Below are 14,508 nucleotides of genomic sequence, written 5' to 3'. Positions count from 1 at the left end.
AATGTGTAAGAATATTCCACTGATCTACTACTTGCCGTTGACATAAAAAGATACCGTTCCGGGAAGATCAGATTCTTCAGCGGGCTTTCGACTTTATTCATTACTTGGACTGATGTTTATTGATAAACTGGTCTGGTATCGACTTTCTGGTGCGATGTTATTGCGTTTCGTCCTCCGCCCCAAAAGCGATTGAGCGCGAAATCTTTGGCCTGCATTATCAACACAGAAGGAGCAGTGATGAAACAAAAACATTTATCGGATTTTCTCAGTAAGCTTGAGTTACTTCAGGACGATACGGCATTACGCTGGGTCGCTGAACAAAATAACATTACTATGACGAAGTTTGCCCGAAGTGGACGTTTTCAGGATATGCAGCAGACCATTCTGAGATCATTAAATGATCAGGAAAATATTCCTTGGGGTGAGCATTATCATGATATGGTTTATAACTTTTGGCAGGATGATAATCATCCTCGTGGTATTTGGCGACGAACTCATCAAACATCATATATGACAGCAGACCCTCAATGGGAAATTGTGCTGGATATTGATTACATTAATGAAGAGGAAGGTGCAAACTGGAGTTTCTGCGGTGCAGAACTGCTCTATCCTGATTTTGTTCGTGCTTTAATTTTTTTATCGAGAGGAGGGGATGCCTGCGAAATTCGTGAATTCGATCTGATCAATAAAACTTTTATCAGAGATGGTTTTTTTCTGCCAGAAAGTAAAAGTTCAGTTGCCTGGTTTGATGAAAATACCCTGTTGCTGGCACTTGATGATGGCGAGGATACTGTCACGACATCAGGTTATCCGCGTTGTGTCAGTCGCTGGCAGCGAGGCACTTTACCACAAGAGGCTACCTTGATTTATGCCGGGGAAACAACAGATATGATGGTTTCCGCCTGGCATGACTTTACTCAGGGATTTGAGAAAACGTTGGTGCAATGCGAGCGGGATTTTTTCCACAGGCAGACATATCTACTCACTGCGCAGGGGAAGTTGCTCTCCATAGATATTCCGGATGATGCATCCTGTGGTTTTTTTAATGCCTGGTTGCTTGTCTTGCTTACCACATCTTGGCGAATAGCGGATAAAACCTATCCGGCAGGGGCTTTGCTGACAATGGATTTTACATCTTTTCAGCAGGGTGAACGTAATTTCACTATACTGTTCACGCCGGATGAACATACTGTGCTACAGAATTATTGTTCGACCCGTGATTATTTAATCCTCAATTTGAACCGGGACATGGTCGGGAGAGTTGAAATATTAAAAGAAGAGAATGGGATGTGGTGCAATGTTGAAACGTTAATATTACCAGATTTTGTGACGGTTTCGGCCTCAGGTGTTGATACAAAGAGTAACCGCTATCAGGTGGTGAGCGAGGGTTTTTTGCAGCCTTGTAGCATAAGTTATGGCGATCTGGATAACAAAACCCTTCATCAGTTGAAGCATGAACCTGCATGTTTTGATAAGGCTGATTTTGAGGTCACTCAGCATTTTGTCCAGTCATTGGACGGTACATATATCCCGTATTTTCAGATAGCGACCAAAGGTCTGGAGCTCACCGGTAATCACCCTACTCTGCTGTATGGCTATGGAGGTTTCGGGGTCTCTTTAATTCCCGAATACATGGGGGCTAAAGGTGCAACATGGTTGCAAAAAGGTGGTGTCTATGTCGTGGCAAATATTCGTGGTGGCGGCGAATATGGCCCTGAATGGCATCAGGCAGCGTTGCAACAACACCGGCACCGCGCTTATGAAGATTTTGCTGCTGTGGCAAGGGATCTGGTAACCCGCGGTGTGACCTGTGCAGCCCGACTTGCGGCACAAGGAGGAAGCAATGGCGGTCTGCTGATTGGTAATATGCTGACAGACTATCCAGCCCTGTTTGGCGCACTGTTATGCGAAGTACCTCTTCTGGATATGGCTAACTATCATCGCTGGCTGGCCGGTGCTTCATGGATTGCCGAATACGGAGACCCGGACATCGCAGAAGAATGGCAATGGCTGCAAACATATTCACCATTCGATAAAGTCTCTTCAGATGTAATCTATCCGCCGGTACTGTTTACCACTGGTACGCATGACGATCGTGTCAGTCCGGCACATGCACGTAAAATGGTGGCCCGGATGAAACAGCAGGGCCATAACAATGTCTGGCTGTATGAAGAAACCAATGCAGGTCACGGTGGTGCTCAGGATAATAGTCAGTTGGCATTTTATCATGCCATGACAGAAGAGTTTCTGTGGCAAATGCTGACAGAATGGCAACAAGGATAATTGTGTTGTTTCATTGTTTATCATTATCTGGAATAGTTCTTCTGCAGGAGCGGCGGAATTTTCGTATGAATCATTGCTATACTGTTCACTTTTTTCGCGTTTTTGTCATGGGGATGGTTCAGATGAAGTTATTAATGAGGGAGAGGCATCTTTCTGATGGCGAGCGGATATAAAATCACAGCAATGATAATTAAACCAGGGGAGGTGCCGATTACCCGAACACGTTTTACCAGAGGAAAAATGACGAAATCTCAATGCGAAAAGATGTTTTCTCTTCCTGATATACCGGGTAGAGCCGCCAGGAAACGAGATATTGTTCTTGTGGAGGATTTCTGTTGCGAGCCTGTGGATTATTTTAAGCAGAAAGCTGAATGACGTTGTGTGCGTAAGTGACCAATGAAAAGTCTGAAAATGCCACTCTGCAATAACAAGGTGCGTTATATGGTGATAATATATCCTTCGTCAGTTGACTGGCTCATTATGACATGAAACACAAATGATGGCCTCCTTACATTGAAACGTTAGATTTCCGGGCATGACTGCCCGGTTTTTTTATTACGGAATACAAAAATCCGAAAATTTCATCTGGCGCGGAGAGCGCGGGCACACGGGTATAGTGTTACGATATCATCAGATGCATAATTACACCTTCCTGCATTTGTTGAGTTTTTGGCTTTAGTGCATTTGTACCCCACCTCTGTATGAGGTGGTTTTTTTATTCCAGTAAACACTGGTCGCCGGATGAGTCTGCTATTACGATACAGGAACGGGACGTACGGGCAGTAAAATTCGGTGAGTTTTAGGATAAGGCGTTATCACAGGGGATGTCAGCTTCATAATTAAGGTTAATCAGAAACGTGATAACGCCTTATCCGAAAAGAAGAGAGTGTTCCCTCAGGTGTCAGATTTCCAGGTCGTCAAGAAGAGGGAACACTCTCAGTTTTCCAGATGGCATACCTATGCTATGAGCATCTTATTTTGATGCCTTATGGCCTGACAGGCAATAAAAATATAGTGTGAAAAATTCCTAATTTCAGTGTGCCGTGATTCTTCCGGGTAACATACTATTGAATTATTTTCTGAAAGCTTTTCTGAGCAGAGCGCCCGCGGTTAATAAGCCACTGCATATCAGTATGAGCAGAATTGAGATGCCAAAAGCGGGAGGTGGGCATTCCCATTCATTCGGGCATTCCCCGTTCAGATAAACAATGTATGTGCTGGTCGCGATATAACCCGCAATCAGTATTATCAGCACCAGTATGGTGTTAAATATTTTATACATCGACATACTCCGTGATTGTCCTGTGTCCTCTCCGGAATTCTGACAGCGCTTTGAGCTGATTGTTCATGAATTTTACCTGTTGCTCTTCCCGTTAATTTTCAGTATCCGGTTTTGAATTAATTGATGACCCTGCTTCCGGTTCTGCGCACGCTGTCAGGTATGTATTGTCTGACGGAGTCATTCCATGTACCGGAAGCTGTTGTATTCCTTTCTTGCCCTGCCGGTGATATCAGTTGCCGGCACTACTGTTTATACCGACTCGGCACATCTGCCGGTTAATCCGCCCCCTGATGTACAGGTTGTGTTGCTCGACGGGCCACAGCAACTGCAGGATGCTTTTTTTGGCCCGTTGCCGGCTGACCCTGAAGCCGCTGAGGTGGCCGTTCGTGAGCACATGCAGTCTCCTGAATGGCAGTCTGCACAGGCTGACCTTGCAGAACGTTACCGCCAGGTGACCCACGCCTGGTCGCTGGGGCTTAAAAAATACCCTGCGGTGGTGTTCGATGACCGGGAAGCGGTGTACGGCACCACCGATGTGGCACAGGCTGAACGACTCAGGAGTCAGGGAGGCCAGCCATGACGGGTCTGCGAACACGACGTTATGCTGGCGCATTTTTGTTGTGGACAGCGACTGTTTCTGTGGCCGGTGCTTCCCTGAATACGGCACAGATAGCGGCCGGTGCTATTTCTCAGAGCTGCATCAGCTGGCGGGTCAGCGGTATCTGTTACTGGCTGCACTGCTCCTGGTCGGGGTGTCGGGTCAGAACGTCCGTGAAGGTCTCACATTTTATCCCTGAAGCAGTGGTGTCCACCTATACCGCACCGGGCGGTAATCCCTGGCGGGAAATTGCTCTGGTCAGTCAGACATCCGGCGGTGTGGAGAACGCCATCAGCAGCGGGATTGCCGGGCTGTCTGCTGGCGGGGGAAACCCGGCAGATATGAAATCGCCGGGGCGGCGTAAATCTGCCATCCGTTTCAAATACGCGGATGCGCTGGGGCATCCGGCCACGTTGCTTATCGGGGGCAGCATTCCCGGGTATTCGTGTGAGTCTGCTGCCACACCACTGAGGCCTTATTTTCTCAGCACGCTGGACAGTCTTGCCTGGCGCACCGGCATGCCTGAATCCCTGTATCCCGAAGCCATGATACCCGGCAGACGGGAACTGGGGAGTCAACGTAATGCAGACATGTGGGGAAATATCTACCCCCGTTCCGGTTTTGTCAGCCAGACCGATGATGACAAAGCGGCAGCCCTGGTGGCCCAGCGGGTGGCGGATATTATCACCCGCACCGGTGAGCCCCACGTCTATCAGTCGCTGAAAGGCCGAAAAAAGGATGGCTACTGGCCACCGGATGCGGTGGAAGAAAACACCGGCACCCGTAATCACAAGTGGCAGCGACTGACCCCTTCCGTTTCTTCATCCTGCGCCGTGTTTCCGGATGGCAGTCATGCCGCGCCGGAGGACGGTAATGCCGCGTTTGCCCTGTGGCGTCCCTACAGTTGCTGCAAAAAGCGGGGCCAGAAATTCTTGGGCAGTACGAATTTTTAGAGGAAAGCAAATCATGAAGCATAAACCTAAACCACAACTGATAAATGTCGTGGCACTGGCCGTCATGCTGGCCTGCAGCACAATGGCCGACGCGGCGGAGAATGAACGCAGTACGTTCGGTCTCTCCCTGCCACAGGTGAATGACAGTGCCATCGGGTACGGGAAATCCATTGATGGTGCCATTTCGGACAAACTGTTTTACACCCTGGGAGGCGGGTCAGTGATATCGCAGCCGGCGACCCGGAGCAACATGAAGAAGCTCGGGGTGGATATTGGCTGGAGCAGCAACCTGATGTGCGGCAACTTTGACCTGAAAACCACGGTGAGCAATCAGCTGAACGGGGTGACGGACGGTTTTAAAAACCTGATGGGGGATGTGATACAAGGAGCGACGGGGGCGGTGGCCAGTCTGCCGGCGATGGTTATCCAGCGGGCTAATCCGGGGCTGTATGACGCACTGACTAACGGGGTGCTTCAGGCTAATGTGGCGTTCGACAAGGCACAGCTGAACTGTCAGAACATGGCGAAGCGCATGATGGAGTTCTCGGACAGCAGCAAGTGGACACAGGCTGCGATGCTGGATGAGTACAAGAAAATCGTGAATTCAGGGGATGGTGACGCCATCCGGGGAGATGATGCCGGTCGTAAGGCTACCGGGAAAGAAGGCCGGAAATGGATTGGTGGCCAGGATCGTGGCGGGGCAGGGCAGGCGGCTATTCGCCCCACGCATGATCTGGCTGCAGCGGGTTTTAACATGATGAATAACCTGCCTGTTACCAGTACATCAACGGTCGGGAGCACCAGTTGTACCGGAAGTGTGTGCAGTAAGTTCAGTAATGCTGAAGAGGCAGCAAAGGCGGTGGTGAGGGTGCTGGGCGATCGTTCCATGCGGACCTGCGGCAATGCAGCGGAATGTACCAGCGGGGATGAAGACCAACAGCCGGGAGTGGCGGTTGCCGGAACCGGGTTCACGCCGATGCTGGAAGAAGCGGTGAAAGTGAATACGGAGCAACTGGTGAAGTTGGTGAATGGTACTGAAAAGCCGACAGCAGCAAATCTGGCCAGACTCCGGTCAGGCAGTCTGACAGTAACGGCCGGAGTGATTAAGGCGCTGCAACGGGATCCGGATAATGCTGCACTGACCGGGCGTCTGGCCGGTGAACTGGCAATGGCAGATACGGTGGAGACGGCGCTATTGATGCGCAGAATGATTATGACGGGGATGTCTGAGCCGTATGCTGCAGCGCAGGATGCCGCGATTGAAGAAGGAAGCCGCCGTATTGAGGCGCTGGACCGGGAGATTGCAGCGCTGAAAAACGAGATGGAGCTGAAGCGTGAACTGGCCCGCAACAGCGTGCTGACCATTATTGAACGGGAGAATGAACGGGTTGGGAACAATCCGATGATTCAGCAGACGGATAATGCTGACAGCCGGATGCATACGCTGGAGGCCCCTGATGAGGAATAAGGTTATGAAGGTGAATACGGGAGCAGGAATGCGCGGCCGGCTAAAAAGGAAGGGAAAGATGCTTATTTTGTATCTGCTGCTACTGGCAGGTATCACCGTGTTTTCTTTGTGGCTGGCAAATACCGGTATTCGCCATGCAGAGGGTTTTGCTGCCCTGCGTGAATGGATGTATGAGACGCGTTATGGCTGGCTGATCTGGCGTCTGTGTGTCTACTGCGCGCTCGGATGGTGGGGGTGGAAAATCTGGCATGCATCGGGCTTCAGACAGGAATACAGGGCACCTTTTCTTCGTATGGCCACAGTCAGTGTTTTGTTTGTTCTGCTGTGTGAATACTCTGTTTTTGCCGGACCGGGGCGTTGATGCGTTATGACCACAAATAATTATCTGGAATATTTTCTGACCCTGTTGGGCTGGGTGGTGAATAATGGCCTGTGGGATGTGCTAATCAGCACCGGATTGTTTGCACTGCCGCTGGTATTTAAGGTGATTGGGATCTGGCTGAAAGTCCGGGAAGAGGGGGAAGATGAAGGTAACAAGGGATTACTTTCGCTGCCCCGTATTGAGAATGTGCTCTACGGTGCTTTCTTCGTCATGATTGTCTGTTGCGTTCCTCTGATTCAGATCAGTCTTGACAGTATTAAGTTTGATAAAACGCGGGCAAGAACATGCGGAACCTGGACACCGAAAGATCCCGGAGATACCGGTTACAGTGGAGTTATTTCCAGTCTTGGTGATCGGACCGCTGCTGCGCCACTCTGGTGGGTGATGGTGCATAAATTATCCAAGGGGGTGACACAGGCTGCGGTTGCGTCGATCCCCTGTCGGCCAGATTTACGTCAGTTACGTTTTGAGGTTCAGCGGACGTTTATTGAAAACCGTGCGCTGGCAGATGAATTGCAGGATTTTACCAATGACTGCTATTCGCTGGCCCTGTATATGTGGAAACAAAGGGATCAGGGGCAGACGAAGGATAAAAAACTCCTTTCAGATATTGCGTGGATAGGGAGTACCACGTTTATGAAAGGCGATTACATGACGCTGCAGTCAAAACTCCCCCGTGCAGCTTTTCCCTGGAATGAATCGCGGGACAGCGGGCGTCCGAATACGGGACGTGGAGGATATCCGACATGTAATGAGTGGTGGCTGGCAGCAGATAACGGCCTGAGGGCGCGGGTGATTGCGGAGGTCAGCGACAGTTACTGGTTGCGGTTGTCAGCGGCAATGAAAATGATTGGCAGCAGCCAGGTCGATTATAAGGAAGAAGTTGTCCGACGGCTGGTGAGTCCGAAGAGTCTGACAGTCTCTCAGGACGGTGAGGTTTACCGTGGATATGGTGGTAATGCGGATATGACGACCTATAATGCGGTGGCCAGGATTGCGGGAACGGCTGGCAGTGCGGTGGCAGCACTGGGGGCATTCCCGGCGCTTGATGCAATGCGACAGGCGCTGCCAATGGTGCAGGCCATTCTGCTGATGGCAATTTATATCATGTTGCCGCTGATTCTGGCGTTTGCAGCATATGAGTTGTCAACCCTGATCACACTGACGTTTGTGGTATTTGCGCTGAATTTTCTGACGTTCTGGTGGGAGCTTGCACGATGGCTTGACAGCTGGATGCTGACGGCACTGTACAGTTCGGACACGCATACCCGGTTCAATATGATGGGATTCCAGAACACGTCGGACGATCTGATAATGAATCTGGTAATGGGGACGATGTTTATGGTGTTGCCGGCAGTCTGGCTTGGGGCGTTGTCATGGGCGGGAGTACATATCGGAGTCGCGATTAGTACAGCAGCTAAAGATGGAACTAGTGGTACATATCAGGCAGCGCAGAAAGCAGGTAATTTAGCAGGGGCAGGTGGTAATAGTTTCTCTAAGGGACTGGATAAGGGAATGAATAAATAATCTTTTGGCACTGCCAACGTTGGCAGTGCTAGTTATTTTGATTTTCCCATTGCTCATATTCCCAATATGAATGGGAATCTAGAAAGGAAGGTAATTCTTCTTGTGGATTTTCTTCTACTAGATAATTCGTTGAGTTTTTGGGGACATCGGGAACCGGATCTGGCAGGAGTGCACAAAGGAGCTTTTTCAGCAACATATTCATAATATTAACTTCCCTCCCAATTCATCCATCATACTAATAACCCAATGTTATCATACTACCTGTATGATAAATGCGCAAGTGTAAAATTTTACCTTAATCAATTGGTTGTCATGAAAAAACTCCTAATTTTTAGTTCTGTGATATGAATTTGATGTTCAAATTATGCCCTGTTTTTGTATAAATACAGGGGAAAAACCATACAGAATCTATTGATAAATGACTCAAAAAGAGGTGTTAATGTTGAGTAAAAAGTTGTTGCTTGTTTGTGTGTCATGTCTGGTGCTGAGCGCCTGTTCTGTTGATGAAATTGCTGCGGTTAACAAGCAAATCAGTGATGGTGCCTTTGCTTTGACTGGTGCATTACGCGGTAATAATTCATCAACTGCTGATAATGGTATGCCGTTGCTGTCACAGAAAGCGCCGACCAAAAGGGAAAAACGGGAAAATGTAACGGAAATCCCCGTTGATGTTGATACGGCTGCAGGAAGATTAAAGCGGTACTATAAATTTTATTCGAATGAGGAAGTTGACGCTATTCGTAATAATGGAACTACTGATGGGAAATGGCAGGCTTCGGCAATAAAAGATCATGGACATATATGGGACGCGATGCCTGGTAGCTATTACAAAATGGGGAGTGACTGGGATGGCGGTCAGTTTGATGATCATCTTACCATTGAAGTTGAAAAAAATGGTAAAGGGAGTCATCTCTATATAACGTACGCATCACCGGCTCCAGGGCATCTGAAAGAAGCAACGCTTGCGCCGTTATTTAAACACGTAAAAGATGTGGCAGAAGGAAGAGTCAGATAAATTATGGACAGGAGTAATTATTTGAGCGTGGAGTATGATTATGAGAAATAAAATTCTTTTCGCTTTATTAATTATAGTGGTGGCTGCTTTGTCATTCTATTTCGGCCGAAGCTGGGAATTATCAAAAACAGCAGAATACTGTTCTTCAATTGGTAAGCAATTGTCTGATTCTGGTCCTGCGTATTGTGTGGAAAAATAATTTATTAATGATGGGAGGAGAGAAACTGTTTTTACTTAAGGTTGTATTGTTTTGTTGAAATAATTGGTTTTATGTGCGTGGGCGATATATGAATAATACTTTGCGGCAGTGGCTTGAATTTGATGAGATGATTACGCCAAAGATAATAAAAGTTATCTACTGGATTTTTCTTGTTATCACAATCGTTGGTGGCGTCACAGGAATGTTCGCCAATTTTTTTGCAGGATGTATTGGTCTTGTATTTGGTGTTATAGGTCTGAGAGTTGGGTGTGAGATGGTTATTCTGATGTTTAATATCTATAAGCAACTTAAAAAAATTGCAGATGCAGTTCCTGAAAAAACAAGTGATGTGTCTGAGGCTGAAATGCCTTCACCTTCAGATAATCATATCTGATATAACAGCTCAGGCCGGTGTTAACCGGCCTTTTTTATAAATAAAAATCCTCCTGTGAGGGTGTTGACATATAAAAGCCCGCCTTGCTAATCTTTCTCCGCTGTAATTGTCGCTATGCGACCACCAATGTTCCGTATAGCCTGTGAGGAACGCCTTCGGGTGGCTAGCTAAACACCTCCTGAACCTGAAAGGACGGTGCATTCCACGTGAATGAGGTAAATCTGCGCGCTCTTGAGAGCAGAATGTCGTCACAAAAAGCGCATTATGACGCGACGATGAGGGCTTTTTTTACTTCCATCCAGTACCGCTATGATCGGTCTGTAGTCATCCGTAAACCACGGACTGACGTCTTTAATCTGTTCGGGCATTCGCCCCGGGCTTCTTACGACTGTACGCACGGCATAAGGCCATCTGAAATCTGGCCGCTTGCGTGCGTATGTGGAGTTTGAAGCTGCGCGGCGTCACTTGCGTGCGACCGAAGGGAACACCAAGTGACGCCGCGAAAAAACGTCCTGAAAGCCGCGTCATTTACGGCCTGACAGAAAATCGTCGCTCGTGATCAGCTTTTTGTTGAAAATTTAGGCGATTTCAGGTCCGTTTTCTGCGACGTATTCACGTCCTTTCCGGAGCGTCCGTTTTCACGGACGGCCGCCCCGGACGACTGTCTTAACTTCGTTAATACATAAAGATATGTATCAACCATCTGATATTAAGAGGAAAAATGTAAATTCGTTCTGATGTCTGGAGGCGTCAGCGCTGGCTGACGGGGAGTAAAACATCGCCCTGGTGCACAGGTAGCGAACTCCTGTAAAAACTCAACACGTGCACGCTCTGCTACATAGACATCATACGAGCCAGGAAGGCGAGCAACCGCGTTACAGAGCCGTCCGAAACGACGTAAAACTAACAATATCAATGTATTAGTCTGTTTATCCGGGAAGACTGTTTGTGCAGTTGTTCAGTATAAGCGGATGGATTTCTGTATCCGTATGTCACCAGGAGAAGCATGTATGAGTAGAAAATCGCAGCGTTCCAGAGTTGAGATGTTTCGCAAGGATTTCATTACTCTTGCCCGTGAGTGTGGCGGCAGTTATGCGACAAAAGCCGACAGGGTTCGTATTGCAAAATATTTTCTGAATTATTTACGGGAAAACGGAATAAAGCTGCGGGACACCCACAGTATCAATACGAGGCATTTTCAGGGGTATCTTCTGAGCAGAAAAGCGCAGGGGATTTCTCACCGGACTATTCAGAATGAAAGGGCGGTGATGAGAGCTATTTTACAGAAGGACGGTCGTTATAAATTAGCCGCTCCTGATAACCCTTTACTGAGTAATGAGACGCTCGGCCTGACAAATACATGCCGGGATGGAAAAAAAATACCGTTGCCACCGGAGGAATTCCGGAAAGCATTTACAGAGGTGGAAAAAAAGAATCCCGGTGTTGCAGCGGCAATGCAACTTTCTTATGTACTGGGTTTGCGAACGAAGGAAGCAGTCCAGTCATGTAAATCAGTTAAGTCGTGGATGCAGGCTCTGGAATCGGGGCACAATTCTCTGTTGATTGTATTTGGCACAAAAGGTGGGCGCCCCCGGGATACTATTATTACCGATCGTGATGTTGTCAGACAGGCCCTGAGTTATGCTGAGAAAATAATGAATGAACAGAGTGGAAAGCTTATCGAACGTCCGAATATAAAACAGGCAATAGATGTTTATCGCTATCATGTTCGTAAGGCTGGATTAACCGGAGAGAAATCACCTCACAGTATGCGTTACCATTTTTCTCAGGAGGCCAGACGTTTTTATCGAAAAGATGGGGTGGGTGATAAAGAGATATATGCACGGGTTTCTATGGATTTAGGTCATGGGGACGGTCGGGGGCGTTATGTGAAACAGGTTTACTTTAAAAACGGTGATATTCAGGAATAATACAGGAGGATGTGTGATGTATCATATATTGATGGAAATAAAAGCGGTTCGTTATATCAGGGATATCGTACTGGATAGTGAGAACGATTATACAGATATTATGGTGCATTACCGTTGTAAAACGCCACTGAGTGAATCTGATACATGTGCCATGATTTGCCGCTATTTTGAGTCAGTATATTTTGATGATGAAGCTGGCGGTGATTATTTTATTCCAAAAACAACGGCGGTTGAATTGTGGTCGGAAATGGGTGGTGTTCTCAGATGTAAACCGGATCACCGGAGCCTTTCGCTGAAAGTGGATAATACGGTTATTATTCCGGTGATTCCGGAAATTGTTTATGCCCTGCAAAATGGGACATATGATCCAGACTCATCTGATATTACATCATCTGTAAATACATGGTTTGGTGATCTGTTTGATGATAATGGAGATCTGATCATACATAAACAGAATTGCTGATAACGTAATCTTGACAGGATAAACAGAGCAACGGAAAATGAGCATGCTAATTCTGTCACCTTTGGGTGACCACCAATGTTCCGGCAGTCTGTGAGGAACGCTTTCGGGTGGCTGCATTCAACACCTCCTGAGCCTGAAAGGACGGTGCATTCCACGTGAATGGGGCAAATCTGCGCGCTCTTGAGAGCAGAATGTCGTCACAAAAAGCGCATTATGACGCGACGATGAGGGCTTTTTATACTTAATCTGTGCGGGGGTGTTCCGCATGGCAGTTATGCACCCTGTCTGATGGCAGTGGCGCATGGCATTTTATCTTCGACTGTGCTGGCGATAAAAGCATAGTGCAGCCCTGCTGTTTTGTCGTTTATTACCCTGTCGGGAACATGCTTCCCGCAGGGCAGATGTGTTCCCGTGATGTTTTGTATCAGAGGAGAACACATGAACATTCTGTTAACACTTCTTTATTCTGTCGTATGGCTTGTCTGCACCATTCTTGGGAGGGTTGCACCAGAGTCGGTGGCCCGTGCGTGGTGTGAGTATCATCTGGAAGGTATGTCGATCCTTCGTTATACGTACCGCTCACTGGCAAAGGCGGCAGAAATGCGTGAAGGAAAAGAACCTCTTTATCGGCTGTTCAGCTATCTCGAAGGCCTCGCACATTATCTGGGGTACAGAAGCGGCGATGAAAAGCTGGAATCAGGATTTCTCCGGCTGTTTCTGTGGCATATATGTGCGAAAGGCCATGCGCTGGGTGCTCTTATAGAGATGGAGGCACGTGTGTGCAAGTACAATCCATGGGAGTACGGCTGGCGCGATGGCTGGATTCAGTGTGTCTATATTGACAGAAATGAATATTTCGAATGCGATTTCGAATGAGTTCTACTGAGCTGAAGCATTAATCCCGTATTGATGTTTCTGTCCCCTGACGGGTGTTTTTGTCCGTCGGGGCGAAGACTCCCGTTTCTTTTTACAGGAGTCTTTATGTCAACGTTTATTTTGTGCCCTGAACAGGGCATCTCTTCTTTTTTCCGGCGAATGACGGCCCAGTTGCGGGTGTTTTTTTCCCGTAACAACCTGTCATATTACAGTCGCTGGTACACCAATCCGGCCGGCAATCTGAGTGTGCGGGTCTGTATGTTCCGTCGTGGCGGTGTCTGGACACCCTGTCTGTACTACCGGCAGGGAATGCACCGCAACGCGTACACAGGCTGGTATCAGCCGTTACCGCGTGAGGTCATTTATCTGAACCGGTTTACCGGGCGGATATCCCGTCGCAGGACCTGGCATGCCGCCTGTCGTATGGCGGAACAGCTGACCACCCTGCGTTACCGCTTTGGTCTGCAGGCTGGTGAAAGCGTCGTACAGCCCTGCTGATTTATCATTTATTACCCTGTCGGGAACACGCTTCCCGCAGGGGAGATGTGTTCCCGTGATTTTTTGTCTCTGAGGTGAACACATGAATAGTCTGTTAATACTCCTTTACGTTGTTGTATGGCGTGTCTGCACCATTCTTCGGGTAATCACACCAGTGTCGACTGTCCGTGCGTGGTGTGAGTATCAACTGGAAGGTATGACGATACTTCGTGATGCGTACAGCTCGCTGGCAAAGGCGGCTGGAATGCAGAATGAAGCATTTGAATATCTTAAAGGTATTGCACGTCATCTGGGCTACGAAAGCGGTGGTGACCAACTGAAATCAGGACTTTTCCGGCCGTTTCTGTGGCATATACGTGCGAAAGGCCACAGGCTGGGGGCTGTCATGGAGATGGAGGTATGGAAGACATGGAAGAACGGCTGTAACGATGTCTGCAATCCATGGGAGGATATCTACAATCCATGGGAGCGTGGATGGAACGATGGCTGGACTGAATGTCTGAATCAACGTGTAGCCGGCATCCTGAAGCAGGCCTGTGTTGACTTTTCCGACGCAGACTGAAGGGTTTTTCTTTTACTTACTGCACCGTGTGTCTGCGCCGGTGTTTTCCCTGACGGGAGTTTTGTTCCGTCAGGGGC

At 48.1% G+C, this 14,508-nt stretch carries 16 protein-coding genes; 15 read left to right on the top strand and 1 reads right to left on the bottom strand.

Going from position 1 to position 14,508, the window contains the following annotated elements:
• Positions 1 to 237 precede the first annotated feature (237 nt).
• The 7 genes from ACE15A_RS19990 (at position 238) to ACE15A_RS19960 (ending at position 8,493) form a co-directional block, all read left to right on the top strand.
• Positions 238 to 2,283 carry a prolyl oligopeptidase family protein gene (locus tag ACE15A_RS19990; protein ID WP_053507711.1) on the top strand — a complete coding sequence of 682 codons (2,046 nt, stop codon included), beginning with the start codon at positions 238 to 240 and terminating at the stop codon, positions 2,281 to 2,283.
• A gap of 156 nt (positions 2,284 to 2,439) precedes the next feature.
• Positions 2,440 to 2,658: a DUF1187 family protein gene (locus tag ACE15A_RS19985; protein ID WP_000146375.1), complete on the top strand. Its 219-nt coding sequence runs from the start codon at positions 2,440 to 2,442 to the stop codon at positions 2,656 to 2,658.
• Between the two features lie 1,091 nt (positions 2,659 to 3,749).
• Positions 3,750 to 4,145: a TIGR03757 family integrating conjugative element protein gene (locus ACE15A_RS19980; RefSeq protein ID WP_000285951.1), complete on the top strand. Its 396-nt coding sequence runs from the start codon at positions 3,750 to 3,752 to the stop codon at positions 4,143 to 4,145.
• Positions 4,142 to 5,116 (top strand): TIGR03756 family integrating conjugative element protein, encoded by a 975-nt coding sequence (locus ACE15A_RS19975; RefSeq protein WP_000147256.1) that lies wholly within the window; start codon positions 4,142 to 4,144, stop codon positions 5,114 to 5,116. Before ACE15A_RS19980 ends, ACE15A_RS19975 begins: the two co-directional genes overlap by 4 nt.
• Before the next feature lie 13 nt (positions 5,117 to 5,129).
• A complete protein-coding gene (locus ACE15A_RS19970) occupies positions 5,130 to 6,584 on the top strand; it encodes an integrating conjugative element protein (protein WP_053507712.1) in 1,455 nt (484 codons plus the stop codon).
• 58 nt (positions 6,585 to 6,642) lie between these two features.
• On the top strand, positions 6,643 to 6,945 hold the full coding sequence (locus tag ACE15A_RS19965) for a hypothetical protein (protein ID WP_000906500.1): 303 nt from the start codon (positions 6,643 to 6,645) through the stop codon (positions 6,943 to 6,945).
• A gap of 6 nt (positions 6,946 to 6,951) precedes the next feature.
• Positions 6,952 to 8,493 carry a conjugal transfer protein TraG N-terminal domain-containing protein gene (locus ACE15A_RS19960; protein WP_053507713.1) on the top strand — a complete coding sequence of 514 codons (1,542 nt, stop codon included), beginning with the start codon at positions 6,952 to 6,954 and terminating at the stop codon, positions 8,491 to 8,493.
• A gap of 28 nt (positions 8,494 to 8,521) precedes the next feature.
• On the opposite strand, the gene ACE15A_RS19955 is transcribed toward ACE15A_RS19960, so the two are convergent.
• On the bottom strand, positions 8,522 to 8,695 hold the full coding sequence (locus ACE15A_RS19955) for a hypothetical protein (protein ID WP_164984564.1): 174 nt from the start codon (positions 8,693 to 8,695) through the stop codon (positions 8,522 to 8,524).
• Between the two features lie 237 nt (positions 8,696 to 8,932).
• Here ACE15A_RS19955 and ACE15A_RS19950 point away from each other — a divergent pair, with 237 nt between their 5' ends.
• The 8 genes from ACE15A_RS19950 (at position 8,933) to ACE15A_RS19915 (ending at position 14,431) form a co-directional block, all read left to right on the top strand.
• Complete coding sequence (locus tag ACE15A_RS19950) at positions 8,933 to 9,508, top strand: hypothetical protein (RefSeq protein ID WP_053507743.1); 576 nt, start codon at positions 8,933 to 8,935, stop codon at positions 9,506 to 9,508.
• Positions 9,509 to 9,548: 40 nt separating this feature from the next.
• A complete protein-coding gene (locus ACE15A_RS19945) occupies positions 9,549 to 9,707 on the top strand; it encodes a hypothetical protein (RefSeq protein WP_164984555.1) in 159 nt (52 codons plus the stop codon).
• 88 nt (positions 9,708 to 9,795) lie between these two features.
• Positions 9,796 to 10,101, top strand: a complete 306-nt coding sequence (locus ACE15A_RS19940; RefSeq protein WP_053507714.1) for a DUF4282 domain-containing protein — start codon at positions 9,796 to 9,798, stop codon at positions 10,099 to 10,101.
• Positions 10,102 to 11,111: 1,010 nt separating this feature from the next.
• Positions 11,112 to 12,032, top strand: a complete 921-nt coding sequence (locus ACE15A_RS19935; RefSeq protein ID WP_029403117.1) for an integrase domain-containing protein — start codon at positions 11,112 to 11,114, stop codon at positions 12,030 to 12,032.
• A 13-nt stretch (positions 12,033 to 12,045) separates the two neighbouring features.
• Positions 12,046 to 12,495, top strand: a complete 450-nt coding sequence (locus ACE15A_RS19930) for a hypothetical protein (RefSeq protein WP_126722986.1) — start codon at positions 12,046 to 12,048, stop codon at positions 12,493 to 12,495.
• A gap of 438 nt (positions 12,496 to 12,933) precedes the next feature.
• Positions 12,934 to 13,371: a hypothetical protein gene (locus tag ACE15A_RS19925; RefSeq protein WP_053507716.1), complete on the top strand. Its 438-nt coding sequence runs from the start codon at positions 12,934 to 12,936 to the stop codon at positions 13,369 to 13,371.
• 105 nt (positions 13,372 to 13,476) lie between these two features.
• A complete protein-coding gene (locus tag ACE15A_RS19920) occupies positions 13,477 to 13,869 on the top strand; it encodes a hypothetical protein (RefSeq protein ID WP_053507717.1) in 393 nt (130 codons plus the stop codon).
• A gap of 82 nt (positions 13,870 to 13,951) precedes the next feature.
• On the top strand, positions 13,952 to 14,431 hold the full coding sequence (locus ACE15A_RS19915) for a hypothetical protein (RefSeq protein WP_021580285.1): 480 nt from the start codon (positions 13,952 to 13,954) through the stop codon (positions 14,429 to 14,431).
• The last annotated feature ends 77 nt before the right edge of the window (positions 14,432 to 14,508 follow it).

The organism is Salmonella sp. HY31 (assembly GCF_042604575.1).
Classification (GTDB): Bacteria; Pseudomonadota; Gammaproteobacteria; order Enterobacterales; family Enterobacteriaceae; genus Salmonella; species Salmonella diarizonae.
Note: the sequence above shows the minus strand (reverse complement) of the source record. Positions and strands in the feature narration are given on the sequence as shown.